The organism is Robertmurraya dakarensis (assembly GCF_900156875.1).
GTDB lineage: Bacteria > Bacillota > Bacilli > Bacillales > Cytobacillaceae > Robertmurraya > Robertmurraya dakarensis.
This window is the reverse complement of record NZ_LT707408.1, coordinates 195,958-219,702: the sequence shown is the minus strand read 5'-3', so window position 1 is coordinate 219,702 and position 23,745 is coordinate 195,958. Positions and strand designations below refer to the sequence as shown.

Below are 23,745 nucleotides of genomic sequence, written 5' to 3'. Positions count from 1 at the left end.
TGAAAGAATTAAATATAACCAGAATGGTTGTATTTACAAAGGTTTGCAGACATTTGGCATTGGTTGAATTCACGTTTTGCATTTGACATTTAAACTGAACACGGTATCATAAAGTTTGTGAAGAAGATTTAATAAATATTTAACGCGCTTTACTTTATATTGGAGGAGCGACTTTATGAGTGATTCTACTGAAAAATCCAGAATTAAAATAGAAGAAGCCAAAGATAAAGTCATTGGCGCCATTGCAGAAACGATGGATTTATATGGTGTTACACCAGCTGCTGCAAATTTATATGCAACAATGTACTTTAAAGAACAAATGACTCTTGATGAAATGCGTACGGAACTCGGAATGAGTAAACCGAGTATGAGTACCAGTGTCCGTAAGCTACAAGAAATAGAAATGGTAAAAAAAACATTTACGCGTGGTTCTAGAAAACATACCTATGTAGCCGAGAAAAATTTTTTCCGTTCCTTTATGGTATTTTACTGTCAGATGTGGGAACGAGAGGTAAAAATGAATATGGAAGCAATTGAAGAAGCGCAAGAAGATTTTATAAATGTTATTAAAGATTCAACTAGCACACCAGATATTGTTGCAGAGGCAAAAAAATACTATGATCAATTAGAAGATTCTAAAACATATTATTACTGGTTGGAAGATTTAGTCGCTAGTATAAAAAGCGGTAAAATATTTGAATTTTTACCTAAAGATAAGCAAGATTAGTTTCAAAAGACACTATGCAGTCTAGAGAATATAGGCTGCCAAGTATATGAGTTAATACTTATCTCTTCTAAAAAAGGGATAAGTATATTCCGCTTTTATTGTTAAAAATATTCTTAACGAATTTAATATTGAGGATATTTTTAATATATTTACATAAAAAAACAGAGGGGAGTTCATTTAATATGAACAAATGGAGAAATGTAGTTAGTTTCATCTTAGTGCTGCTTACGTCAGCCGTACTGACAGCTTGCGGAGGCGCAAGTGAGGCATCCAAAGGACAATCAGAAGCCGCAGAAACAGGGGTAAATGAACAAGAACTAACGATTGGTCAAATTAACTGGGCTGAAAATATTGCAGTAACAAATATGTGGAAAGCAATTCTAGAAGATGAAGGTTATAACGTGGAGTTAAACTTATTGAACATGGGCGCTACTGTGAAAGCTTTAGAAAGTGGCGACCTAGATGCTAGTTTAGAAATATGGTTGCCAGTCCAAGATGCTGTTTACTTTGAAAATTTCCAAGATACTGTCAACTTTTCAGAAACTGCTTGGTATGATAATGCAAAAGTAGGACTTGTTGTCCCTACCTATTTAGATGAGGTTAATAGTGTAGAAGACTTAAATGAACATAAAGAATTGTTTAATGGAGAAATTGTAGGATTTGACCCTGGCGCAGGGACAATGGAAGTGACAGAACAATTACTTGAAGATTATAAGCTCGAGTTAGATTTAGTACCGAGCTCTGAACCAGCAATGTTATCTGAGATTGACAAAGCAGTAGAAAATAAAGAACCAATCGTAGCACCACTTTGGAGCCCTCACTGGGTATTCTCTGAATATGACTTAAAGTTCCTAGACGATCCAAAAAATACATACGGTGGTGCAGAAAAAATATACCACGCTACAAGACATGGATTTGAAGAAGATTATCCAGAAGTGAGTGAATGGTTAAAAAATTGGAAGATGGATGATCAACAAATTGGCGAGCTTATCAACTATGTAGAAAATGCCAACGACCCTCTCGAAGGGGCTAAGAAATGGATTGAAGAGAATCAAGAATTAGTTGCTGAATGGGTGAAATAAATGGGTAGTAAAAAAGAAGTTGGTCCCTCACCTTTTTGAGTAAGAGGTTCTCTTTAAAGGTAAAGGTGCAAACCAGTAGATCCCAATGTAATTAGGGTGAAATCGTAGTGATTTCACCCTATTTTTTTATTGCTGTATCAATAGGATTTGTTTTTGAAAAATAAAGGGAAGAATTCCGCTTAATTTGGGAAATACCCATATTTCACTAAATATAAGGGCAGATTTTCCCTTTATATGATCACAAATCTTTGGATTTTGCGTTAATTAGAGACGATAAGCGGAATTTCTCCGCTTATATCTGCTTCTTAAGGCTCCCCTTTATACATTAGCGGGAAATTCTCCCCCTAAAAAGCATGGCACATTTTCTATACAAATTACCAACCTGTTTTTTAAACTTTTGAACTTCAAAAGAGAACCCATTATCTTTTTTTAGAGATAGAGAGACTAGCTTCTCTTTTATTATATCGTACTAAATAGAATATCTTTTTTCCTCCCCCCTTGAGCTCCCCTCCCCACTATCGGTATAGCCCTATTGTTAATGTACTTATTCATTTAGAACAAAAAAGCCCGACTATTTTATAAAAATAAAAAGAAGGCACCCTCTCATGAAATGTATGCTTCAACTGGCAAATACACTTTGAAAGAGTCCTTCTCACGGAAAGCATTATTTAGTTTAAGCTTATATTGTGCCTGCGTCAGCAGGATGTACTCCATGACGGTAGAAGTCTGCATTAATAGGGTCAAGAGGTTTACGTCCAAGAATTATATCCGATGCCTTCTCCGCCAACATCAACACCGGGGCATGGATATTGCCGTTAGTGACGTATGGCATAGCTGATGCATCGACCACTCGTACATTGTCAAGCCCATGAACTTTCATGGTTAGCGGATCTACAACAGACATCGGATCTGAATCTGGCCCCATCTTTGCCGTACAGCTCGGATGAAGTGCAGTCTCAGCATCCTTCGCCACCCAATCTAAAATCTCCTTGTCTGTTCGAACGGAAGGACCTGGTGAGATTTCTCCTGAATTGTAAGGTGCCATAGCTGGCTGAGATAAGATCTCACGTGATACTTTTATTGCTTCAATCCACTCACGCCGGTCCTGTTCGGTAGAAAGATAGTTGAAGACCATGCTCGGGTGCTGAGTAGGATCTGTCGAACGTATCTTCAATTTCCCTCGAGCATCGGAATACATAGGTCCTACGTGCACTTGGAATCCATGAGCAGTGTCCGCTTTTTGTCCGTCGTACCGAACCGCTACAGGAAGGAAGTGGAACATTAAATTTGGATAAGCAACGTCCTCGTTGGAACGGACGAAACCTCCTCCTTCAAAATGATTTGTCGCTGCTGGACCAGTACGTCCAAGCAGCCACTGTAAACCGATCCAAGGCATTTTTGCTTTATTTAAGTTGGGCTGCTCGGATACCGGCAACGGACAAGCGTGTTGGATGTAAACTTCAAGATGATCCTGAAGGTTTTCACCTACACCCGGAAGATCAACAACTGGTTTAATGCCAAGTGAACGCAGATGCTCAGCATCACCCACACCTGACAGTTGAAGGAGTTGCGGCGTGTTTATTGCACCACCAGCAAGGATGACTTCCCCCGCCGTAACATGATGAGTCCTCCCATTCCGCTGATAGGTCAACCCGTTCGCCCGGGTATCATTGATGTCAATGCTTGTCACAAAAGCACGAGTTTTCACAGTGAGGTTCTGACGCTCCATAGCGGGATGTAGATATGCACGTGACGGTCCAAACCTTTGACCTTTGTAGACATGCTTATCAAACGGACCGAATCCCTCTTGGCGAAAACCGTTCACATCAGGAGTTCGTGAGTAACCAGCCTCTACAGCAGCGTTAAAGAAGGCTTGAAATAGAGGATTAGTAGCTGGTCCGCGTTCTAATTTAAGCGGACCATCGTGGCCGCGAAATTCATCATCTGGGTCAGCAGCTAATGCATTTTCCATGCGTTTGAAATACGGGAGACAATGTGCAAAATCCCACGTATCCATACCAGGGTCGGCTCCCCAGCGTTCATAGTCCAGCGGATTCCCACGTTGAAAAATCATTCCATTAATTGAACCAGAACCTCCAAGCACCTTCCCACGTGCATGCTTGACACGTCTTCCATTCATATATGGTTCAGGGTCCGTTTCGTATCTCCAGTCATAAAATGGTTTTCCTGCAGGGAAGGGTAATGCAGCTGGCATTTGAATTAAAAGATCCCATGCAAAATCCTTACGCCCTGCCTCCAAAACTAGAACACTGCGTGTCCCATCTTCGCTCAAGCGGTTGCCAAGTACAGAACCCGCACTACCGCCACCAATAATAACAATGTCGTATGTTTCTTTCATCTTTTAGACCTCCTGAGTTGTTGTGGTTGATGCAATTCTTTTTTAAATCATTACATCCAACTTATTAAAAGCAATTAATAGTTTGCTAGATTTTTTTGAAATCATCTAAAAACTAATTCAGTGCCATATACTACGAAATGTATATTCATACTCTATGTATTCTTTCAGTCCAGCTTTTCCAAACATGTAGTCCACGGCCAGAATGTTCGCGATCCTACCCTATTACCCGTACAAAAAATGATTGATATCACTCTTTTTTCGGACATGAGCTTAAATCCCATTCCCATTGATGAACATTTAACTCCTTTTGTTAATTTTGTTAAATTTTTATTTAACATATTTAATATTTTTAATATATCATAGCGTCTTTTTTTTGTAAACCGAACTAAACTTCTTTTAAACGACTCTATATACACATAAGGTACGTTTTAGTAATAATTAGTATTTGATATTTGAACAATTGAGATCTAAAAAATCACCGTAATAAAAGTAGTTAATTTATATTAAAACCGTCTTTATGTGATTAATATTACAGAAAATTCTGTCACTTTGAGTTACTATTCACTTATACAAACATTTTGGAGTTTAACTGTTATTAAGGAAAAAAGTAGCATTCGTATTAGAACCATCAATAAAAGGTGCATGTATTCCAATAAAAATGATAATGGAGGGATTTCATTGAAAAAGTTTAACTATGGAATATTTTTTATTTGTATATCTTTATTTGTTTATTCTTTATTTGAGTTAGTCCTTGCACTAATTATTCAAAAACCCTTTATGGAAGGCCTTAGCCATTTGGATAAGGGAACGATTTCCCTAATTTTATCTGCATTTCTAGTAAATATTTTACTATTAATACTTACATTTTTAAAATTAGAATTTGCAGCTCTTACACCTCCGTATTGGATTAATATGGGTGCTGTTGCTATTACAACCTTAGCTGGTTCTACATTAATCTTACACGCAAAGAATTGGTCATTATTGATCGAAATTACACCTTTTTTAAAGGGCTTTACATTATTTTTCTGGATAACCGGTACTTGGTGGATACCTTTATTATTTATTTTAATGATCTGGAGATATCTATATAACGGCTATCCTCTGTCATACGAACCACAATTATGGGGAATGGTATTTCCACTTGCCATGTACACAACTAGCACCTATCAACTTTCTGTAGCATTAGATGTACCCATGCTAGCAGCTATTCCTCGTATTATGGTGTACATTTCAATATTAGCCTGGATAACTGTATCAGTTAGCCTATTACGCCATCTTTTTAAAAGTTTAAAAGAAAATGTGTACTACGCTCCTAATGAGAGAATATAAACATATTCAAGCAATAGATATATCATAACCCCCTTTAATCATAACATAGGGGGTAGTTTCATTAATGCAGTGATGAGGATAAAAAAACCTATATACTATTTATAATAAGGTAATAGAATTCTAGAGCTTAGTTGTTGTTTGTAAATTTTTCACGAGTTAATTTGGGAACAAATAACGATAAAAAGAAGGAACGAGATAAACTAAATACGACAAACGCTATCCATAATCCATGATTATGATATTGAGGTACAAACAACCAAAGCGCAATTAGAAAGACCATCAATGCTAAAGCAATGGAATCCCGGATAGATTTTGCTTCGGTAGCACCGGAAAAAATTCCTTCTAGCTGCAAACCCCAGAAACCAAAAATCGGAAATACAAGCATCCATACTAGGAGGTCCTCTGACATAGCTTTTACTTCGGTAATTGTCGTAAATGAGGCGACGATACTTTCTCCGAAAATAAGTACGCTTAAACTCAAAAGAATTGCTGAGCCTAATCCCCACTGAGCGGAAAGAATGTACGCACGCTTATAAAGAAACAAATTTGCCCCACCAATAGCTCTACCGACCAATATACTAGAAGCATTCGCGAAACCACCAAATAAATAAGCTATTATATAGTGAATTTGTAGTAAGATGGCGTTGGCCGCTAACGTCACTTCCCCCATACTTGCACCAATAGAAGTAAAAAGTACTGTCATTGTAAGTAGACATACAGTCCTCAGGAATAAATCCCTGTTCATTTTCATCATCTTTAGAATTGGTTCTGTTTCTAACAACATTGATAACTTTATATGTGCTAGCTTCTCTCTATTAGTCAAATATAGAAGCCATGCCCCTAACACAACAGCACTAACCTCAGCAATAAGAGTAGCATAAGCAACGCCCTTAACTCCCATTCCTAATTTTAAGACAAAAACAAGGTCTAATATGATGTTTATGACATTCATCCATACTTGAGTAGCTAAAGCTAAGCGAACCTTCCCCATGCCAATAAGCCAACCAATAATGACATAGCTTAGTAGAATAAAGGGAGCTCCCCAAATTCGAATAGAAAAATAGGTGGAAGCAATAGATGCTACCGCCTCACTTCCTCCGATTAATGTTAAGGCAATAGTTTGAATGGGGCCCTGTAAGCTGATAAACAATACGCCAAAAAATAGGGCTAAAACCATTGGTCTTAGAAGGGATAGGATCATTTCATTTTGATTATTTGCTCCTTCTGCCTGAGCAGTAAATCCACTTGTACTCACTCGCAGGAATCCAAGCAGCCAGTACATTGTATTAAAGATTACGGCCCCAACAGCAACACCTCCAATTGAAGCTGGATCAGGAATTCTTCCAACTACTGCTGTATCAACAGCCCCTAAAATTGGTGTTGAAATGCCTGATATAATGAGTGGAATAGCCAACACTAAATACTCCCTATGGCTGTAGGATGTAGTGTTATTTAAGACCATTGATTCTGTTGCCAATTTCATAAATTCCTCCTACTTTATGTGTAACTTAATCGATTGAAGCTACTTGATTTAGGGCTTTCCACATTGTTACAACAACCTAAGCAAATTTAACCATTCGAAACGTTAACAACTATTGTTTCTGGTTATTTTTTGGGGCACCTATAAGATGAGAAGGTTTTTTATCCTCACAAGACACTCCCATTAAAATAACACCTATAAACCCTAACCAAACAAGTAGTAAAATGATTAATAACCTAATAGAATAATTTCTTCATTATGTAGAAAAAGACAGGTTTCCCTGTCCTTACTCATACGTCTTACTATCCTCTTCTGTTAGTCAGTTTGCCTTCGTTGTAAGTGTGCGAAAACGTGGGTGTTCAGCAAGGATGGAGTCTCTTAATTGTTTAACTATAGGGTGTTTCGATGAAAAAAATTGGTCTTTTGAATCGTAAAGCTCAATCAATTCTCCTTTTTCAAGGACACCAATTTGATCAGAAATGGAAAAGGCTGCTTTAATATCATGTGTAATAAAAAGATAAGATAAGCCGAAGTCATCCTTTAATTCGCTTAATAATTGTAAAATTAAGCTTTGTGTAACCATGTCTAAACTACTAACTGATTCGTCAAGGACGATTAACTTCGGTTTCAGAGCAATTGCTCTAGCAATGTTAATCCTTTGCAGTTGTCCACCACTAAATTGATGCGGGAATTTTTTTAAATCATTTTCATTTAAGCCTACTCTTTCTAATAGTTCAATAACCCTTCTTCTTTGTTCTCCTACAGTTAGCTTTTCATAATTCTCTAATGGCTCGCTTATAATTTGTTCTGCTGTCATGCGAGGATTAACCGATGAATAGGAATCTTGAAAAACAACCTGGAGATCACGACGTAATTTTAGCCGAGTAAGCTTATCCGCTTTATAGATATCATTCCCCTGAAACAGCACCTGACCTTCTTGTGGAGGTTGTATGCCAAGTATCACTTTTCCTAAGGTACTTTTACCAGCTCCACTTGTACCAATTAAACCTAAACATGTTCCTTCTTCAATAACAAAGGAAATATCAATAAGAATTTTATTTGATTGATTCTTCCATTTAAAAAGCTTCTTAGAATCATAGCTATGATTTACTTGTTTTACCTCTAATAAGCTCATTGGTATCACCCCTTGAAAAATTCAATCGATATCACAACATATAAGTATAAGGTTGTTTTTGGGAATATAAGGTTGGCCTTGTCCTTAAAAGCTTCTTTGTGTACTCGTGTTGTGGATTGTCAAATAATTCATACACATTTGCAGTTTCTACAATCCTTCCTTGTTTCATCACGATTACGTTATCCGCCATTTCAGAAATGACTCCAAGATCATGCGAAATGAGCAAAATAGATGTACCATATTTAGAACGAATCTTATCTAAAAGACGCAGTACTAATAATTGGCTATGAAGATCAAGTGCAGTAGTTGGCTCATCGGCAATAATAACGGATGGTTTTAAGCATGCAGCCATCGCGATCATCACTCGCTGAAGCATTCCTCCGCTCAATTGAAAAGGGTATTTTTTTAACAGTTTATCAGGATCTGGCAAATTTACACTTTCCATCATATCAGTCGCTAGATCCTTTGCCTGCTTATTCTTAAGTGAGGTATGAGATCTAATGGTTTCAATAAATTGATGGCCAATCGTAAAAACGGGAGTAAAAGCATTCATCGGATTTTGCATAATAAAAGCAATATCCTTCCCTCTAATTTTTCTCATTTCCTTGTTTTCTAAGCCGTTCAATTCCCTATCGTGCAGTGTAATACTCCCCGTAATATCCATACTTTTTCTATCATGCAGCTGCAAGACAGACATACTTGTCACAGTTTTACCACTGCCGCTTTCCCCAACGAGACCTAGAATCTCCCCTTTTTTAATGTCAAAATTAATATTCTGAACAAGTGTGGAAGAACCTTCTTTCGTTCTTACTTGAACCTGTAAGTCTCTTACACTTAAAATGTTTCGATTTTTTTTCTCCATTCATCAACAGTCCTTTATATTAACGGCGTTTAACCCCAAAACGTTCTGATAGTGATTCACCTAATAAATTAAAGGTAACAACGACTAGCATAATCATTAAACCTGGATAAATCATTAATGCTGGGTGTGTTCTGATATAGGACTTCCCTTCAAGAATCATCGCCCCCCATTCTGCTGCAGGAGGTTGCACACCTAAGCCCAAAAAGGACATGGATGATAAATTCATAATCGCCCAGCCCATTTCTAATGTCCCCATAACTGCCAGCGACGGAAGAACATTAGGAATAATATGTTTCCTCATGATCTTACATGTTGAAGAACCGCTGATTTTAGCTGCAGTAATATAGTTGTGTTCTTTCAGACTTAGAACCATTCCTCGAATGACCCTTGCATAGTAAACCCATTGGACGAGAATTAACCCTATAATAACTTGTTTTAGTCCAGCTCCCCAAATACCAACAAAGCCAATAACAAACAAAAGGCTTGGAATCGCCATCAGACCATCACCCAATCTCATTAACAATTGATCTACCCAGCCGCCTTTATAACCAGCAATAATACCAATAATCAATCCAATACTTAAAGCTGAAATAAATATTAGTATAGCAAAACCTAAAGATATACGAGCACCATAAAGTATACGTGATAACGTACACCGACCTAAATGATCTGTTCCTAATGGATAATCCAATGAAGGTGGCTGCAGTTTATGAGCTAAATTAACAGCGATAGGATCATTTGGTGCAACCCAAGGGGCAAAGATTGTGATCAAAAATAACACGCATAGTATTAGAGAACAAATGACAAACACTTTTTGACTTTTTAACATATCACGAAGCTTTGCTTTCATTGGTACTGCCTTCCTTTTCTAGAAATACGTGGGTCGATATACATTTGGATAAGGTCGACAATTAAGTTGCTGGTAAGGAATATTCCCGCTGCTAATAGAACATAGCCTTGAATAACTGGAACATCACGGTTAAAAATAGCTTCAATAAAATACCGCCCAAACCCTGGCCATGAAAAGACTGCCTCTACAATGATGGCTCCAGTCATTAAGTTTCCTAAATTCATTCCAAGTCCAGATATCATCGGAGAAATCGCAATTCTTAATACATGCTTTCCCATTATGATTTTTTCATGAATCCCTCTCGTCCGCGCAAAAAGAACATATGACTCTTGTAAATTTTCAAGAACACTTGCACGTAACAATCGGGTATATAAAGCTATTAAAGGGAACGCCAACGTGACTGAAGGTAAAATTAAATGTTTCCAAGTTCCCGTACCTACCACTGGGAAAAGGTCTAGTTTCACAGAAAAGAAAAAAATGAATAAATACCCAAGCCAAAACGATGGGATGGATGCCCCTATAAAAGAAAGGAATCGGCTAAAATGATCAATTGCACTGTTCTTCTTTAAACCTGCTAAAAACCCTATGGGGATACTTACTAAGATTGCGATCAAAAGACTACCTATAGTTAGCTGAATAGTTGCTGGCAATCGAGAGGTAATCTCCTCCCATACTGGTTTATTCGTAACATAAGATATGCCAAAATCAAATTGGCATATCTTAATAAGGGCATTCACATATTGGATTAGGAGAGGCTGATCTAATCCGAACTCATGTCTTTTTTCTTCCAACATCTCATCTGTAGCTTGGATATGTGCAGCAGTAAAGTATGCCTCAGCTGGGTCCACCGGTGATAGGTTTATCATTCCAAAGGTAAGTAAAGTGGCCAAAAGAAAGATTGGAACGATTGTGATTATTCGTTTCAAGACATAAGTACCCATAAAAACTCTCCTGTCGCTTACTTCTTTACGCTGATTCCTGAAAATGGATGTTCATCTCGATTAGCAGGGAATGTAAAATTAGAAACATCCTTTTGATAGATAGCTATTTTTTTAATATACGATATAGGTACAATGGCTGCCTGTTCTTGCAGTGATCCTAAAATCGATGTATAAAGTTGTTGACGCTCCGTTTCATCCGTTGTTTGTTGTACCTCAGCGATTTGGTTCATTAACTCTTCTTTGTTAGGATAAGATGAAATCGCTTCTCTAAATCCAAAGCCTTCTATAGCCATCATGTTTACAAAAGTATGCGGATCATATGGTGCACCAAAGTTACTATAGAAATTCATATCGAACTCATTCGCTTTGAACCTTTCTACTTGAGTGGTAAGTTCCACTCCGGCAATATTTAGCTTAACGCCTAATCCTGCCCACTCAGACTGTAATGTTTCAGCCATTGTTTTTTGGATTGATTCAGCAGAGTTATACATTAATTCGATTTCTAACGGCTTTCCATCTTTTTCACGAACATTTTTACCTTTTGGCAGCTTCCAGCCTGCATCATCTAATAATTGATTCGCCTTTTCAACATTATATTCAACCGTAGCTGCATCAACATTTGAAGTGTAAGGCATGTTTGTTGGTAAGATATAGTCAGCCTTTTCTTCCAATCCAGATGTCACTCCATCAACCATTGCTTGTTTATTAAATCCATAATGCAAAGCTTGACGAACACGTATATCTGCAAGCTGTTCTTTATTCGTATTCATAACTAATTGTCTAGTAGCAACTGGTTCAGAAATACTAGTTCCATAGGAACCCGTAGATTCTAATTGTTTAAAAGAATCTATACTGATAACACCCTCACCATATACAAGGTCTAATTCCCCTTTTTCAAAGGCAAGCACGCGTGTTTCTGCATCAGGAATAACTTTTACTTTAATGCTCTCTACACTTGGGAGTTCACCCCAATAATTTTCATTGCGTTTAAAGATAGCATATTCATCTACTTTATATTCATCTAATACCCATGGACCTGTCCCGACTGGTTCTGCAATTCCTTTTGAAGTGTCCCCATCTTGAGGGAAACCAGCTTCCCCCAGGAATCGGACTGGACGCACAACAGCTAACTCCTGAATAGTAGGGTAATAAGGTTCTGTTAAAGTTAATTTAAATGTATACTCATCAATGACTTCTGTTTGAGCAATCTTCGGTATAAATCCTAGCCAACTATGTAAATCTACATTTTTTAGTATAGTATCAAAATTCTTTTTCACAATTTCAGCATTAAAACTTGTGCCATCAGAAAACTTTACATTTTGACGCAATTTGAATACATACTCTTTTCCATCCTCAGAAATTTCCCAAGACTCTGCTAGATGTGGTTTTAGTTCGCCCCCTTCTTGGTAACTAACTAAAGATTCATATACCATCGATTGAGCAAATAATTGAGATGGATTGTAGATATGTGGATTCATTTCGCCGATATCTCTAGGCCAAGCAAAAGTAATCATATTGCTGCTTTTACTAGTAGAATCTGAATTTTCTACTGATTCACTTGAACAACCAATTAAAGTGATGGATAAAATAAGAATGATTGCGGAAATAAGTATAAATCGTTTTTTATATACACGGTCTGACATAAAACTTTCTCCCCTTTCCAAATGATAATGAGAACTATTATCAATAATAAGGTTTGGAGATATTATTGTCAATATAATTTTAAATATTAAATAATTTGCATTTTTTACTTGTAGATATTGGTATGGCTGTTAGGTATAAATAAAAATAAAAAGGAAACCTAGTATTTCTTGAGAAAGAGGAAGGATAGAAAATACTCATGTACAAAAGAAATGAAACACATGAAAAAGAGGATCCTAAAAGTTTGATCAACCAATGAGGATCCTCAAAAAAATATACTATGTTAACATTCGTTATATACTACTCAAAAACCCTTATATATCAAGTTTTTGTGAGTCTGCATTGTTAGAAAATTTTCCTTCCAGTTTGGTAAGCTTTTTTAATGAATGATTAAGGGCCTTTCGAATATCTTTAAAAGTTTGATAATCCTCTTCATCCAATATTTCCTTTTCTTCCTTCTTATCTTTATTCTGAAAAAATAATTCTGATGATGTATTCACTTCTTTTTTACCTTCAATTAACTTCCAATATTCTTCTTCAAGGTATTTTTTTCGGTTAACAGCTGTTGGGAATCCTTTTTAATAGAAATTTGTTTTCTGTATTCTGAAGGTGTTTTTCCAAAACTCCCTCTAAATGCCGTATTAAATGATTTCACATCGGAAAACCCATATGAGAGTGCAATATCAGATATTTTTTCTTCCAGGTTAGCCAAAGCATAAGTTGCTTCCCTTAATCTAATTCTAGTTAGATATTCATAAAAGTTGATTCCGAGATTAAGCTTAACGATCTGAGAAATATAACTTTTATTATAACCAGATACATTGGAAAGCTCCTCAAGACTTATCTTATTTTTATAATTCTTATCAATATATTGAATTATTTTATTCACAGCGTCGTTTTTCTTCTTATTACTAGCCATTTCTGTCGATGTGATCTCTTTTGGAGGCATTGACTGAGGAGGGAAACAAATGAGTAAGGCTAAAATAAGTGTTATATTATTTTTAATTTTTTTCTTAGCTTTATTTTTATACTCTTTTTACCTTTTCTCCATAAACGGAGATGGTGGTATACCATTTATTATTCTTATGATCAGCTCTACAATATTTTTTGGCAGCCTTCGTTTATCCAAACTAAAAAATGAATACTTAAGCTGACCTCTTATAGATAGAGGTCTTTTTTTATGTACTTCTTAGCATATCACCTGCTGTATAAATCAATTTTTCTTATAAATTGTTTTACATGTTTTCTGATAATCAATAAATAAAAAAGGGGTTTTGCCATATTATTTTTCTGAATTTAAAAAAGTCCAAATCTAACCTCCAAAAAAAGAAAAGGCCTCCCACCAGTTCAGTAAACTGATGAAAGACCTCCTCTAATAATGTGGTTTTTATGGTAAAAGTGAGCCTTTTTGCACGCTATAAGCAAAGTATCAGCTTTTATCCTATTCCACCTCAAAACATGATATATCAGGGTTCGAGGGGCAGATTACATCATGCCGCCCATTCCACCCATTCCGCCCATGCCGCTCATATCAGGCATGCCGCCGCCTTCTTCTGGCTTGTCAGCAACAACTGCTTCAGTTGTTAAGAACATAGCCGCAACAGAAGCTGCGTTTTGAAGTGCAGAACGAGTAACTTTTGTAGGGTCAACGATTCCAGCATCAACCATGTTTACCCACTCGCTTGTAGCAGCGTTGAATCCAGTACCAACAGCTTCACGCTTTAAGCGTTCTACGATAACAGATCCTTCTAGACCAGCGTTGTGAGCGATTTGACGCATTGGCTCTTCGATCGCACGTAATACGATGTTGATACCTGTTTGTGCGTCGCCTTCTTCTTGAAGCTGAGCTACTTTATTGTATACGTTAAGTAGTGCTACACCACCACCAGATACAATTCCTTCTTCAACTGCAGCACGAGTTGAGTTAAGAGCATCTTCAATACGAAGTTTGCGTTCTTTAAGCTCAGTTTCAGTAGCTGCACCAACTTTGATTACCGCTACACCACCTGCTAATTTAGCAAGACGTTCTTGTAATTTTTCACGGTCAAATTCTGAAGTTGTTTCTTCCATTTGAGCACGGATTTGGTTCACGCGAGATGCGATTCCAGCAGAATCTCCAGCACCTTCTACGATTGTAGTATTTTCTTTTGTTACTACGATCTTAGCAGCGCGTCCAAGTTGATCGATGTTTGCAGATTTAAGATCTAAACCTAAATCTTCAGTAATTACTTCACCACCAGTTAAGATAGCGATGTCTTCAAGCATTGCTTTACGACGGTCACCAAAGCCAGGAGCTTTAACAGCAACTGCATTGAATGTACCGCGAAGCTTATTCACTACTAATGTAGCAAGTGCTTCACCTTCAACATCTTCAGCGATAAGCAATAATGGCTTACCTTGTTGTACAACTTGCTCAAGTACAGGAAGGATTTCTTGAATTGAGCTGATTTTCTTATCAGTGATTAAGATATATGGATTTTCAAGAACTGCTTCCATTTTATCAGAATCAGTTACCATGTATGGAGATGCATATCCACGGTCGAATTGCATACCTTCTACAACATCTAATTCAGTTGTGAATCCTTTAGATTCTTCGATTGTGATAACACCATCGTTACCAACGCGTTCCATTGCTTCAGCGATCAATTGACCAACTTCTTTGTCATCAGCAGAAATAGCTGCAACTTGTGCAATAGACTCTTTGCCTTCGATTGGCTTAGAAATAGCTTTTAACTCTTCTACAGCAGTAGCAACGGCTTTTTCGATTCCTTTACGGATAACCATTGGGTTTGCACCAGCTGTTACGTTCTTAAGACCTTCACGAATCATTGCTTGAGCTAAAACAGTAGCTGTTGTAGTTCCGTCCCCAGCAATTTCGTTTGTTTTGCTTGCAACTTCAGCAACAAGCTTAGCACCCATGTTTTCGAATGCATCTTCTAATTCAATTTCTTTTGCGATTGTTACACCATCATTTGTAATTAAAGGAGAACCAAACTTCTTCTCAAGTACAACGTTACGACCTTTTGGTCCAAGTGTTACTTTTACTGCATCCGCAAGAGCATCTACACCGCGAAGCATCGCACGGCGAGCGTCTTCACTGAATTTAATCTCTTTTGCCATTTGTAAAAAACCTCCTCGAATTTTTATATATTTTTACGTTCAACTATCTACAGTTTTTTATTGTCCAACTACAGCTAAGATGTCATTTTCGCGTAGAATTAAGTACTCAGCACCTTGAAACTTTACTTCTGTACCTGAGTATTTTGAGAAGATGATACGATCTCCTACAGCAACTTCAGGAGCTACTCGCTCACCATTGTCAAGAACTCGACCAGTACCTACAGCTACTACTTTTCCTTCTTGAGGCTTTTCTTTAGCTGAGTCCGGTAAAACGATACCGCTTGCAGTTTTTTCTTCAGTTTCAACAAGCTCGATAACAATGCGATCACCTAATGGTTTTAACAAGTGAAACAACCTCCTCAATAAAATATGTAAGTTTTTTTATTAGCACTCTACTCTACTGAGTGCTAACACAATTATTATATTAATTAATTCAACCTCTTTTTGCAAGCATCAAGTATGCATTTTTACAAAAAATTTATAATCTAAATTTCTCTTTGTGAGGTTCCATAATTATACAACCTTTCAAAGTATATACAATTCAAAGGAAAATAAACATATATATGGTTTTTTAAACCTTCAAATTTGTAAAAAGTGTCATTAAATTAGTAGAATGGTTTATAGTGTAAAATGAGAAAGGGAATGTTCAGGCTGAGCTTTAATCAATAGGCCGGCCATTAAAGATAATGTCACTAGCACCTTTAAAGGAGAATTCATTTTGAAAAGGGAATATTGGTTTATATTGATTGCATACATTGCCATGCAGCTATCTAGTTTACTTGGTGTTCCGCTTGTAACGTTTTTAGGCGTGACATTTGGATATAGCTTTGATGAAATGCAGATTTATTCTGTTGTGATCTGGATCGTCTTTAGTTTTGCAGCAACTCTGTTGATCGTTTTACTTTTATTAAGAAAAGAAAATAGAAAAAGTGATGATATCCGTCATAAAGCTGGCATTGAATCATCAATCTTGTGGGCAATTGGCGGGATCTTTCTAGCATTATTTGCTCAAGCTTTAGCTGCCAATATAGAGACTCGCCTCGGTATTGATATGGGTTCAGAAAACACTCAGCAAATCATTCGACTCATTGAATCTTTTCCAATTGTGATTTTGGTCAGCTCCGTAATCGGCCCTATACTAGAGGAAATTGTATTCCGGAAAATTATCTTTGGCTCATTGCATAAAAGATTAAATTTTTTCCTCTCAGGCCTGATCAGTTCTGTTATTTTTGCATTAGCGCATGCAGAGATTGAACACATTCTTCTTTATTCAGCTATGGGTTTTACCTTTGCCTTCCTATATGTAAAAACAAATCGGATCATCGTACCAATCTTTGCTCATGTAGCCATGAATACACTTGTTGTTCTTGTGCAATCAGTCTATAAAGAAGACATTGAAAAATTCATTGAGTCACAAGAAAAAATTCAAATTATTGTTGGAGGACTTTTCATATGAAACAGACACCTTTGTTTAACGGAATTATTTACATTATCTTAGGGCTCTTATTTACCTATTTCGCGATCGAAAATGTCAGTGAAGGAAATTGGGGATTCTTCACCTATCTTTTAATTATTTTAGCGACATTTGACATTGGAAGTGGAATCAAGATGGTACTGTTTCACTTTAAACTTAAAAAAATACAGAATCAAAAAAAATGAGCCAATATGGCTCATTTTTTTATTCCTGCTCAGATTCAGAGTAATGTTTTAGAAAATATACGAGTGATTGAAGCTCAACGGCAAGGTCAATATGATGCACTCTAATGCTCGATGGGACAGTTAGCCTAGCAGGTGTAAAGTTCAGTATTCCCTTTACATCAGCACCTACAAGGCGGTCCGTTATCGTTTGAGCAAACTGAGAAGGTACGGTTAATATAGCAACCCCTATCTTCTCCCTTTTGATAACCTCTTCTAAATCGTTCATATGGAAGATGGGGATGTCCCCGACGGCTGAACCGATTTTTTCTTCAGCTACATCAAAGGCTACAGCAATCTTCGTATTATTATTTTTAAGAAAATTATAATTCAAAAAGGCCGTCCCTAAATTACCGACACCAATTAATGCAACCTTTGTTAATTCGTCTTGATCAAGTGTATTTCTAAAAAAAGTCAAAAGATAATTAACATTGTAACCATAACCTTTTTTTCCTAGCGCTCCAAAATAGGAAAAGTCTCTTCGAATGGTTGCAGAATCAACCTTAACCGCTTCACTAAGTTCTGCGGAAGACACACGCTGCTTTCCTGACGAATGCAGATTATTCAGAAATCTATAATACAATGGCAGCCTTTTTGCAGTGGCTTGTGGAATTTTCATTGTTTCATTGCCCATCCGTATACCTCCTCCCTAATTAGAAAGGCGCAAGCCCCTCCCCTTGATTTTTTATTTTCGTTCTTCCCTTTTAAAATCGCCATTTTTCCCACCTGTTTTTTCAACTAAATAGGTCTCGCCGATAATCATTCCTTTATCAACCGCTTTACACATGTCGTAAACCGTTAAGGCACAGGCAGAAACTGCTGTTAACGCTTCCATTTCTACTCCCGTATTCCCTTTCGTTTTTACAAAAGCCTGTATAAGCAAAAGGTACTCTTCGTTCTCTATTTGCCATTCAAAAGAAATATCTATACCAGTTAAAGGAATAGGATGGCACATCGGGATAATATCTGCAGTTTTCTTGCATGCCATAATTCCCGCTACTTGAGCTACTGCCAGTACGTCTCCCTTTTTCATTTGATTATTTGTTATTCTTTCATAAATCTCTTTATTTACGATGATACTTGAACGAGCAATCGCTGTACGAACCGTTTCATTCTTGCTGCTAACGTCTACCATTTTTGCTCTTCCTTGTTCATTAAAATGCGTAAACTCTGACATATATAACACCTCACTATAAATGATACACTATTTTGACATATTTGTAATCAACTTTGTTATTTTCTTCACAAGTTGATGATATTGCCGTTCACAATTTAATGGGTTACACTAACTCTAGATACATTGAGGTGAAAAACATGATATTATTACAAGTCAATCAACTTTCGAAATCTTTTGGGGCTGACCCTATTTTAACGAATATAAAGTTAGAAGTACAAACTCGTGACCGAATTGCTTTAGTAGGGAGAAACGGTGCGGGTAAGTCTACATTATTAAAAATTATCGCTGGACATATATCCTATGATTCAGGAGAAATCATCAAGCCTAAAGACGTGACAATCGGTTATTTAGCACAAAATACCGGTTTGGAATCCGAAGCTTCTATTTGGGATGAAATGCTGACCGTTTTTGATCATCTAAGAAGACAAGAACAAGATTTGCGCAGGCTTGAGGAAAAAATGTCAGACCCTTCATCTTTTTCAAATCCTGAAGAATATGATCGTATTTTAAAAGACTATGACCACTTGCAGGTTTCCTTTAAGGAGAAAGGCGGCTATCAGTATGAAGCAGATATCCGTTCTGTATTACATGGGTTAAATTTTCATTCCTTTGATTATTCTACCAAGATATCCAGTCTAAGCGGCGGCCAGAAAACGAGGCTTGCTTTAGCAAAATTATTACTGCAAAAATGCGATATCCTAATTCTAGACGAACCAACAAACCACTTGGATATCGATACCCTCTCCTGGCTTGAACAATATTTACAAGGATATGATGGAGCCATTCTGATTGTTTCGCATGACCGTTATTTTTTAGATAAAGTCGTGAATCAAGTCTATGAAATCTCTAGGCTTCACATTTCCAAATACATTGGAAACTATAGTTCTTATTTAGACCAAAAAGCCGAAAATTATGAGCGGGAAATGAAACAATTTGAAAAACAACAAGAAGAAATTGCGAAGCTCCAAGATTTTATTCAACGTAATTTAGCACGTGCTTCCACAACGAAACGAGCTCAAAGCAGAAGAAAGCAACTAGAACGAATGCAAGTGATGGACAGGCCCTTAGGGGATGAAAAATCAGCTACATTTGGCTTTGAGATTGAACGTCAAAGTGGTAATGATGTATTAAAGGTAGATGGAGTTGCTGTTGGGTACAATGGTGAGAAAGTCAGCGAAAACCTTTCTTTCCGTTTGACAAGAGGAGAAAGCTTCGCCTTAGTTGGACCGAATGGAATCGGAAAATCCACTCTCCTCAAAACCATTGTTGGTCACCTGCCTAAAATTGAAGGCCAAATCCACTTTGGCTCTAACGTAACAATTGGTTATTATGACCAGGAACAAGCTGAACTTACGTCTAATAAAAGAGTGCTCAATGAATTATGGGACGATTATCCACTTAAAAATGAAAAAGATATCCGAACGGTCCTTGGAAACTTTCTTTTTTCAGGTGATGATGTATTAAAAACTGTTTCTACTTTAAGTGGTGGAGAAAAGGCACGGCTTGCATTAGCTAAACTGATGATGCAAAAGGCAAATTTCTTGATCTTAGATGAACCGACAAACCATTTAGATCTTGATAGCAAAGAAGTCTTAGAGAATGCTTTGATAGACTATCCAGGTACAATCCTTTTCGTTTCACACGATCGTTATTTTATTAATCGCATTGCGACAAAAGTAATTGAACTAAGCAAAAACAAAGCCACTGAGTATCTTGGAGATTATGATTATTACGTTGAAAAGAAATTAGAGATGGAAGAACTTCAACAATTGGAGAAACAAGAAACAGTTGTTGTAAAAGACTCACAGGAAAAGACAACTTATCAACAGGATAAGGAAGCTAAAAAATTAGAGAGACAACGTAAAAGAAGACTAGAAGAAATTGAACAAACGATTGAACAATTAGAAGGTAAAATTGAAAAAAATGATCAGCTTCTTTGTGAACCCGAAGTATTCCAGGATCATGAAAAAGTATTTGCCATTAATTCGGAAAACGAAAGGGCAAAAGAGGAACTTGAAAAACTACTAGAGGAATGGACAGAACTAGCTGATGCAGAATAAGGAAAATAGAACCAGGATCTTTGATGATCCTGGTTCTTACTTTTCCACATTACTATGCACAATTAAAACACGCTTATACGAGCTTTCCACATAGTTTTCCACATTATCCACATAAAATTGTTGAAATATCCACATTATTAACAAAAAAGTTACCAGAATCTTTAGTTATCCACAAAAAAAGAACCTCTATCAAATGATAGAGGCTCATTTTTATTGTTGATAATTATGGGTCGTTATATCTAAACCTGGATTTGCATTTAAACTTAACTGGGCTCTTTGACCTTTTTCAAAAAAGATACTCCCTGCTGACGCAATCATTGCTGCGTTATCCGTACATAAAGATAGAGGTGGAATCACAAGGTCTATCCCTTCTACTTGTTGAAATTCCTGCTCTAGAGCTGCTCTTAATCCTTTATTAGCAGCAACACCGCCTGCAAGCAATACTTGCTTTACCTTATATTCTTTCACGGCCAGCGCCGTTTTCTTCACCAATACATCAATAACACTTTGCTGAAAGCTTGCAGCTAGATTTTCGGGAGCAATATTTTCCCCTCTTTGCTCCGCATTGTGTACTGTGTTGATAACTGCTGATTTCAACCCGCTAAAACTAAAATCATAGGAACCCTCTTCAAGCCAGGCTCTTGGAAGGTCGATTGTTGCTTCTCCTTCCTGGGCTAACCTGTCGATATGAGGTCCTCCAGGATACGGCAAGTTTAACGTTCTCGCAACTTTGTCATACGCTTCACCTGCGGCATCATCACGTGTTTCTCCGATCACTTCAAAATGTCCGTGCTCCTTCATATAAACAAGCTCTGTATGGCCTCCTGAGACGACAAGCGCTAACAATGGAAACTTCATTTCCGTAACAATTCGGTTTGCATAAATATGACCTGCTATATGATGAACGCCGATAAGAGGAATTCCATGAGCAAAAGCTAGTGCTTTTGCCGAATTGACTCCTATTAACAAGGCACCCACCAATCCAGGTCCTTCTGTGACCGCGATAGCATCGATATCAGAAAAGTGGAGGTTTGCTTTTTCCATTGCTTCTTCAAGAACCACTGTCAACTGTTCTACATGGTGCCGGGAAGCAATTTCAGGGACAACTCCACCAAAGCGTTTATGACTTTCTATTTGTGAAGCAACAACATTCGCAACTATTTCACGGCCATTTTTTACAATAGCGACAGCTGTTTCATCACAGCTTGTTTCGATTCCCATAATATATTGATCTTTTTTCATAAATTCACCCACATTACTAAAGCATCTTCGTGATTATCTGTATAATAGCCTTTTCGTATTGCACCATCTTGAAACCCTAGCTTCCGATAAAGGGACTGAGCAATATAGTTAGTTACTCGAACTTCCAATGTCATTGATTTCGCTCCCTTTTCTCTTGCAACCTCGATCACTTTTCTCAATAAGGCTTCCCCTAGTTTTTTCCCTCTATACTGCGGAAGCAGGGCAATATTGGTTATATGCGCTTCATCTGCTATGAGCCACATTCCACAATACCCAAATACCTCTTTTTCTTCTTCAAATACGATATACACAGCAAACTGATTTTTCGTTAACTCATTTTCGAATGATTCTCTGCTCCAAGGAGTTGTAAAGGATTCATGCTCAACCTTTAATATTTGATCAATATCCTTTTCTTCCATGTATCTGAAAGTTAATTGTTTATTCATATTCTTTCTTCCTAGTCCTTTAATTTATTGGCCTCCAGCCATTTCGATTCCGCCTCTGCCAAACGAATATAATTCGGAACAAAGGAATGAATCTCTTCCCCTTCCATATCCGTTCCTAATAGCGCTAACTCCGCTGGACGTGGATTATGTTCCGTTATCTCTGCAAAAAGCGCCTGACTACCCAGAATATCAGTTAAAGTAGACTTATGTAATGGCAGATCATTCCCGACAAAAAGAATAGGCTCTGACGATTCTTTCAGTTGTGCTGCCCAATCCTTCGCTAAAAGAATTTGATCCTCTACACTTGTCGTAAATTTCGCATCCTCATAACGATATAGACCAGTATAAATTTGTCCTCTTCTTGCATCAAATAAAGGAGAGACACTTCCTTGGTAATAACGCCCTACTGATGAAGCTAAAATCGCTAAACTTGAAACTCCGACAAGAGGAATGTTTAAGGTCCATGCCAATGTCTTTGCAATGGTTACCCCTATTCTAACACCTGTATAAGATCCTGGTCCCTTTGCTACAACAATTTTTGTTAAATCCGCGGGCTTTAAATCACAATCCAGTAACAACCTTTCAATAGAGGGCATGACACGGATGGAATGATTCTTCTTTACGTTAGTGATATATTCCCCTATCACCTTTTCCCCGTCAATGACGGCAATCCCCAAAGCATAATTAGAAGTATCGATGGCTAAAATTTTCATGAAAATAACTCCTTACATAATTGCTCATACCTCGGACCCTTTGGTTGTAACACGATTTTTCTCGTATCATCCCCAGTATGTCTTAATTGAATGGTCAAAATCTCTTCCGGAAGCTGTTCTTCAATTAAATGAGCCCATTCAACAACGGTTACTCCACTGCCTTCGAAGTACTCATCAAACCCCAGATCTTCACTGGAATCACTCAAACGATACACGTCCATATGGTATAATGGCATCTTTCCGTTATACTCTTTAATAATAGTAAAAGTAGGACTATTAACAGTTCTTGTTATATCCAGGCCTAAGGCTAGTCCCTTAGTAAATGTAGTTTTTCCTGCACCTAAGTCTCCTTCTAATGCAATGACGTCACTCGGCTGTAAAAGTGCAGCAAGCCTTTTCGCAAAATCTAGTGTATCCTGTGTCTGAGTCGAAATAAACTCATATTCACTCATATCTTTATCACCTTTTATTCTTAGCATTTTATCTATATGGTTAATATCTCGTTCGCACACCTATTAAAAAACCTTAGGATGCGTGTCCTAAGGATTCATGATCACATATGTAGTTTACCTTAATTTTGTCAATTGAGCAAAAATGCCACTTTCCAAATTAAGGATTTAATGCATAAAAAAAACGAAACTTAGTTTCGTTGTTAATTTATTATTTAAATGGCGGTCCGGACGGGACTCGAACCCGCGACCTCCTGCGTGACAGGCAGGCATTCTAACCAACTGAACTACCGGACCAGAGATTTTTCGAGGTACGAGAAAATATCTTTCCTTCTCTTCCTTGAAAAAACTTGATTGCGGGGACAGGATTTGAACCTGCGACCTTCGGGTTATGAGCCCGACGAGCTACCAGACTGCTCCACCCCGCGATAATATTA

The 23,745-nt window shown here is 37.3% G+C and carries 24 protein-coding genes and 2 tRNA genes; 7 read left to right on the top strand and 19 right to left on the bottom strand.

Annotation, left to right across the window (positions count from 1 at the left end; genetic code table 11):
- Positions 1–175: 175 nt before the first annotated feature.
- Both cudC and CZ487_RS02225 read left to right on the top strand, forming a co-directional pair.
- On the top strand, positions 176–727 hold the full coding sequence (gene cudC, locus CZ487_RS02230; RefSeq protein WP_077210624.1) for a choline uptake/conversion transcriptional regulator CudC: 552 nt from the start codon (positions 176–178) through the stop codon (positions 725–727).
- Between the two features lie 182 nt (positions 728–909).
- Entirely contained in the window at positions 910–1,809 is a 900-nt protein-coding gene (locus CZ487_RS02225; RefSeq protein ID WP_077210623.1) for a glycine betaine ABC transporter substrate-binding protein, read from the top strand.
- Between the two features lie 679 nt (positions 1,810–2,488).
- Here CZ487_RS02225 and betA read toward each other — a convergent pair.
- The gene (betA, locus tag CZ487_RS02220) at positions 2,489–4,168 is read right to left on the bottom strand and encodes a choline dehydrogenase (protein ID WP_077210622.1); all 1,680 of its coding nucleotides are present in this window, start codon (positions 4,166–4,168) and stop codon (positions 2,489–2,491) included.
- Positions 4,169–4,846: 678 nt separating this feature from the next.
- Here betA and CZ487_RS02215 point away from each other — a divergent pair.
- Positions 4,847–5,497, top strand: a complete 651-nt coding sequence (locus tag CZ487_RS02215) for a tellurite resistance/C4-dicarboxylate transporter family protein (protein ID WP_237562784.1) — start codon at positions 4,847–4,849, stop codon at positions 5,495–5,497.
- 127 nt (positions 5,498–5,624) lie between these two features.
- Here the strand turns inward: CZ487_RS02215 and CZ487_RS02210 are convergent, their stop codons facing one another.
- From CZ487_RS02210 to CZ487_RS02175, 8 genes are all read right to left on the bottom strand, one after another.
- Complete coding sequence (locus tag CZ487_RS02210) at positions 5,625–6,980, bottom strand: MATE family efflux transporter (RefSeq protein ID WP_084783107.1); 1,356 nt, start codon at positions 6,978–6,980, stop codon at positions 5,625–5,627.
- 316 nt (positions 6,981–7,296) lie between these two features.
- Positions 7,297–8,112 carry a nickel import ATP-binding protein NikE gene (gene nikE / locus CZ487_RS02205; protein ID WP_077210620.1) on the bottom strand — a complete coding sequence of 272 codons (816 nt, stop codon included), beginning with the start codon at positions 8,110–8,112 and terminating at the stop codon, positions 7,297–7,299.
- A 31-nt stretch (positions 8,113–8,143) separates the two neighbouring features.
- On the bottom strand, positions 8,144–8,974 hold the full coding sequence (nikD, locus tag CZ487_RS02200; RefSeq protein ID WP_077210619.1) for a nickel import ATP-binding protein NikD: 831 nt from the start codon (positions 8,972–8,974) through the stop codon (positions 8,144–8,146).
- 19 nt (positions 8,975–8,993) lie between these two features.
- Positions 8,994–9,824 carry a nickel ABC transporter permease subunit NikC gene (nikC, locus tag CZ487_RS02195; RefSeq protein ID WP_077210618.1) on the bottom strand — a complete coding sequence of 277 codons (831 nt, stop codon included), beginning with the start codon at positions 9,822–9,824 and terminating at the stop codon, positions 8,994–8,996.
- On the bottom strand, positions 9,821–10,765 hold the full coding sequence (gene nikB, locus CZ487_RS02190; protein WP_077210617.1) for a nickel ABC transporter permease subunit NikB: 945 nt from the start codon (positions 10,763–10,765) through the stop codon (positions 9,821–9,823). Before nikB ends, nikC begins: the two co-directional genes overlap by 4 nt.
- 17 nt (positions 10,766–10,782) lie before the next feature.
- Positions 10,783–12,408 (bottom strand): nickel ABC transporter substrate-binding protein, encoded by a 1,626-nt coding sequence (gene nikA, locus CZ487_RS02185; RefSeq protein WP_077210616.1) that lies wholly within the window; start codon positions 12,406–12,408, stop codon positions 10,783–10,785.
- Between the two features lie 312 nt (positions 12,409–12,720).
- A complete protein-coding gene (locus CZ487_RS02180) occupies positions 12,721–12,906 on the bottom strand; it encodes a hypothetical protein (RefSeq protein ID WP_077210615.1) in 186 nt (61 codons plus the stop codon).
- Positions 12,907–12,923: 17 nt separating this feature from the next.
- Positions 12,924–13,325 (bottom strand): helix-turn-helix domain-containing protein, encoded by a 402-nt coding sequence (locus tag CZ487_RS02175; RefSeq protein WP_077210614.1) that lies wholly within the window; start codon positions 13,323–13,325, stop codon positions 12,924–12,926.
- Positions 13,326–13,374: 49 nt separating this feature from the next.
- Between CZ487_RS02175 and CZ487_RS02170 the strand changes: the two genes are divergently transcribed.
- Positions 13,375–13,560 (top strand): hypothetical protein, encoded by a 186-nt coding sequence (locus CZ487_RS02170; protein WP_077210613.1) that lies wholly within the window; start codon positions 13,375–13,377, stop codon positions 13,558–13,560.
- Between the two features lie 331 nt (positions 13,561–13,891).
- On the opposite strand, the gene groL is transcribed toward CZ487_RS02170, so the two are convergent.
- Complete coding sequence (gene groL, locus CZ487_RS02165) at positions 13,892–15,526, bottom strand: chaperonin GroEL (RefSeq protein WP_077210612.1); 1,635 nt, start codon at positions 15,524–15,526, stop codon at positions 13,892–13,894.
- A 57-nt stretch (positions 15,527–15,583) separates the two neighbouring features.
- Positions 15,584–15,871 (bottom strand): co-chaperone GroES, encoded by a 288-nt coding sequence (gene groES, locus CZ487_RS02160; protein ID WP_077210611.1) that lies wholly within the window; start codon positions 15,869–15,871, stop codon positions 15,584–15,586.
- 373 nt (positions 15,872–16,244) lie between these two features.
- Between groES and CZ487_RS02155 the strand changes: the two genes are divergently transcribed.
- Together CZ487_RS02155 and CZ487_RS02150 are read left to right on the top strand one after the other, a co-directional pair.
- Positions 16,245–16,982: a CPBP family intramembrane glutamic endopeptidase gene (locus tag CZ487_RS02155; RefSeq protein WP_077210610.1), complete on the top strand. Its 738-nt coding sequence runs from the start codon at positions 16,245–16,247 to the stop codon at positions 16,980–16,982.
- On the top strand, positions 16,979–17,185 hold the full coding sequence (locus CZ487_RS02150) for a YdiK family protein (protein WP_077210609.1): 207 nt from the start codon (positions 16,979–16,981) through the stop codon (positions 17,183–17,185). Before CZ487_RS02155 ends, CZ487_RS02150 begins: the two co-directional genes overlap by 4 nt.
- A gap of 19 nt (positions 17,186–17,204) precedes the next feature.
- Here the strand turns inward: CZ487_RS02150 and CZ487_RS02145 are convergent, their stop codons facing one another.
- The gene (locus tag CZ487_RS02145; protein WP_077210608.1) at positions 17,205–17,855 is read right to left on the bottom strand and encodes a redox-sensing transcriptional repressor Rex; all 651 of its coding nucleotides are present in this window, start codon (positions 17,853–17,855) and stop codon (positions 17,205–17,207) included.
- 51 nt (positions 17,856–17,906) lie between these two features.
- Positions 17,907–18,398 carry a cyclic pyranopterin monophosphate synthase MoaC gene (gene moaC / locus CZ487_RS02140; RefSeq protein ID WP_077210607.1) on the bottom strand — a complete coding sequence of 164 codons (492 nt, stop codon included), beginning with the start codon at positions 18,396–18,398 and terminating at the stop codon, positions 17,907–17,909.
- 137 nt (positions 18,399–18,535) lie between these two features.
- Between moaC and CZ487_RS02135 the strand changes: the two genes are divergently transcribed.
- Complete coding sequence (locus CZ487_RS02135; RefSeq protein WP_077210606.1) at positions 18,536–20,458, top strand: ABC-F family ATP-binding cassette domain-containing protein; 1,923 nt, start codon at positions 18,536–18,538, stop codon at positions 20,456–20,458.
- Between the two features lie 210 nt (positions 20,459–20,668).
- On the opposite strand, the gene tsaD is transcribed toward CZ487_RS02135, so the two are convergent.
- The 6 genes from tsaD to CZ487_RS02105 form a co-directional block, all read right to left on the bottom strand.
- Positions 20,669–21,700 (bottom strand): tRNA (adenosine(37)-N6)-threonylcarbamoyltransferase complex transferase subunit TsaD, encoded by a 1,032-nt coding sequence (tsaD, locus tag CZ487_RS02130; protein WP_077210605.1) that lies wholly within the window; start codon positions 21,698–21,700, stop codon positions 20,669–20,671.
- The gene (gene rimI / locus CZ487_RS02125) at positions 21,697–22,146 is read right to left on the bottom strand and encodes a ribosomal protein S18-alanine N-acetyltransferase (protein ID WP_077210604.1); all 450 of its coding nucleotides are present in this window, start codon (positions 22,144–22,146) and stop codon (positions 21,697–21,699) included. The genes tsaD and rimI overlap by 4 nt, the downstream gene beginning before the upstream one ends.
- Positions 22,147–22,157: 11 nt before the next feature.
- A complete protein-coding gene (gene tsaB / locus CZ487_RS02120; protein ID WP_077210603.1) occupies positions 22,158–22,859 on the bottom strand; it encodes a tRNA (adenosine(37)-N6)-threonylcarbamoyltransferase complex dimerization subunit type 1 TsaB in 702 nt (233 codons plus the stop codon).
- Positions 22,856–23,311 (bottom strand): tRNA (adenosine(37)-N6)-threonylcarbamoyltransferase complex ATPase subunit type 1 TsaE, encoded by a 456-nt coding sequence (gene tsaE, locus CZ487_RS02115; RefSeq protein ID WP_077210602.1) that lies wholly within the window; start codon positions 23,309–23,311, stop codon positions 22,856–22,858. The genes tsaB and tsaE overlap by 4 nt, the downstream gene beginning before the upstream one ends.
- A gap of 217 nt (positions 23,312–23,528) precedes the next feature.
- A tRNA-Asp gene (locus CZ487_RS02110) sits at positions 23,529–23,605 on the bottom strand.
- A 57-nt stretch (positions 23,606–23,662) separates the two neighbouring features.
- Positions 23,663–23,736: transfer RNA gene (locus CZ487_RS02105), tRNA-Met, on the bottom strand.
- Positions 23,737–23,745 lie beyond the last annotated feature (9 nt).

Bases quoted from the DNA above. Each gene is read 5' to 3' on its own strand.
- nikE (WP_077210620.1), bottom strand. From the start codon at position 8,112: ATGAGCTTATTAGAGGTAAAACAAGTAAATCATAGCTATGATTCTAAG.
- tsaD (WP_077210605.1), bottom strand. From the start codon at position 21,700: ATGAAAAAAGATCAATATATTATGGGAATCGAAACAAGCTGTGATGAA.
- CZ487_RS02210 (WP_084783107.1), bottom strand. From the start codon at position 6,980: ATGAAATTGGCAACAGAATCAATGGTCTTAAATAACACTACATCCTAC.
- tsaB (WP_077210603.1), bottom strand. From the start codon at position 22,859: ATGAAAATTTTAGCCATCGATACTTCTAATTATGCTTTGGGGATTGCC.
- groL (WP_077210612.1), bottom strand. From the start codon at position 15,526: ATGGCAAAAGAGATTAAATTCAGTGAAGACGCTCGCCGTGCGATGCTT.
- nikC (WP_077210618.1), bottom strand. From the start codon at position 9,824: ATGAAAGCAAAGCTTCGTGATATGTTAAAAAGTCAAAAAGTGTTTGTC.
- CZ487_RS02150 (WP_077210609.1), top strand. From the start codon at position 16,979: ATGAAACAGACACCTTTGTTTAACGGAATTATTTACATTATCTTAGGG.
- CZ487_RS02225 (WP_077210623.1), top strand. From the start codon at position 910: ATGAACAAATGGAGAAATGTAGTTAGTTTCATCTTAGTGCTGCTTACG.
- CZ487_RS02145 (WP_077210608.1), bottom strand. From the start codon at position 17,855: ATGGGCAATGAAACAATGAAAATTCCACAAGCCACTGCAAAAAGGCTG.
- nikB (WP_077210617.1), bottom strand. From the start codon at position 10,765: ATGGGTACTTATGTCTTGAAACGAATAATCACAATCGTTCCAATCTTT.
- nikD (WP_077210619.1), bottom strand. From the start codon at position 8,974: ATGGAGAAAAAAAATCGAAACATTTTAAGTGTAAGAGACTTACAGGTT.
- CZ487_RS02175 (WP_077210614.1), bottom strand. From the start codon at position 13,325: ATGGCTAGTAATAAGAAGAAAAACGACGCTGTGAATAAAATAATTCAA.
- moaC (WP_077210607.1), bottom strand. From the start codon at position 18,398: ATGTCAGAGTTTACGCATTTTAATGAACAAGGAAGAGCAAAAATGGTA.
- cudC (WP_077210624.1), top strand. From the start codon at position 176: ATGAGTGATTCTACTGAAAAATCCAGAATTAAAATAGAAGAAGCCAAA.
- CZ487_RS02170 (WP_077210613.1), top strand. From the start codon at position 13,375: ATGAGTAAGGCTAAAATAAGTGTTATATTATTTTTAATTTTTTTCTTA.
- CZ487_RS02135 (WP_077210606.1), top strand. From the start codon at position 18,536: ATGATATTATTACAAGTCAATCAACTTTCGAAATCTTTTGGGGCTGAC.
- nikA (WP_077210616.1), bottom strand. From the start codon at position 12,408: ATGTCAGACCGTGTATATAAAAAACGATTTATACTTATTTCCGCAATC.
- rimI (WP_077210604.1), bottom strand. From the start codon at position 22,146: ATGAATAAACAATTAACTTTCAGATACATGGAAGAAAAGGATATTGAT.
- tsaE (WP_077210602.1), bottom strand. From the start codon at position 23,311: ATGAGTGAATATGAGTTTATTTCGACTCAGACACAGGATACACTAGAT.
- betA (WP_077210622.1), bottom strand. From the start codon at position 4,168: ATGAAAGAAACATACGACATTGTTATTATTGGTGGCGGTAGTGCGGGT.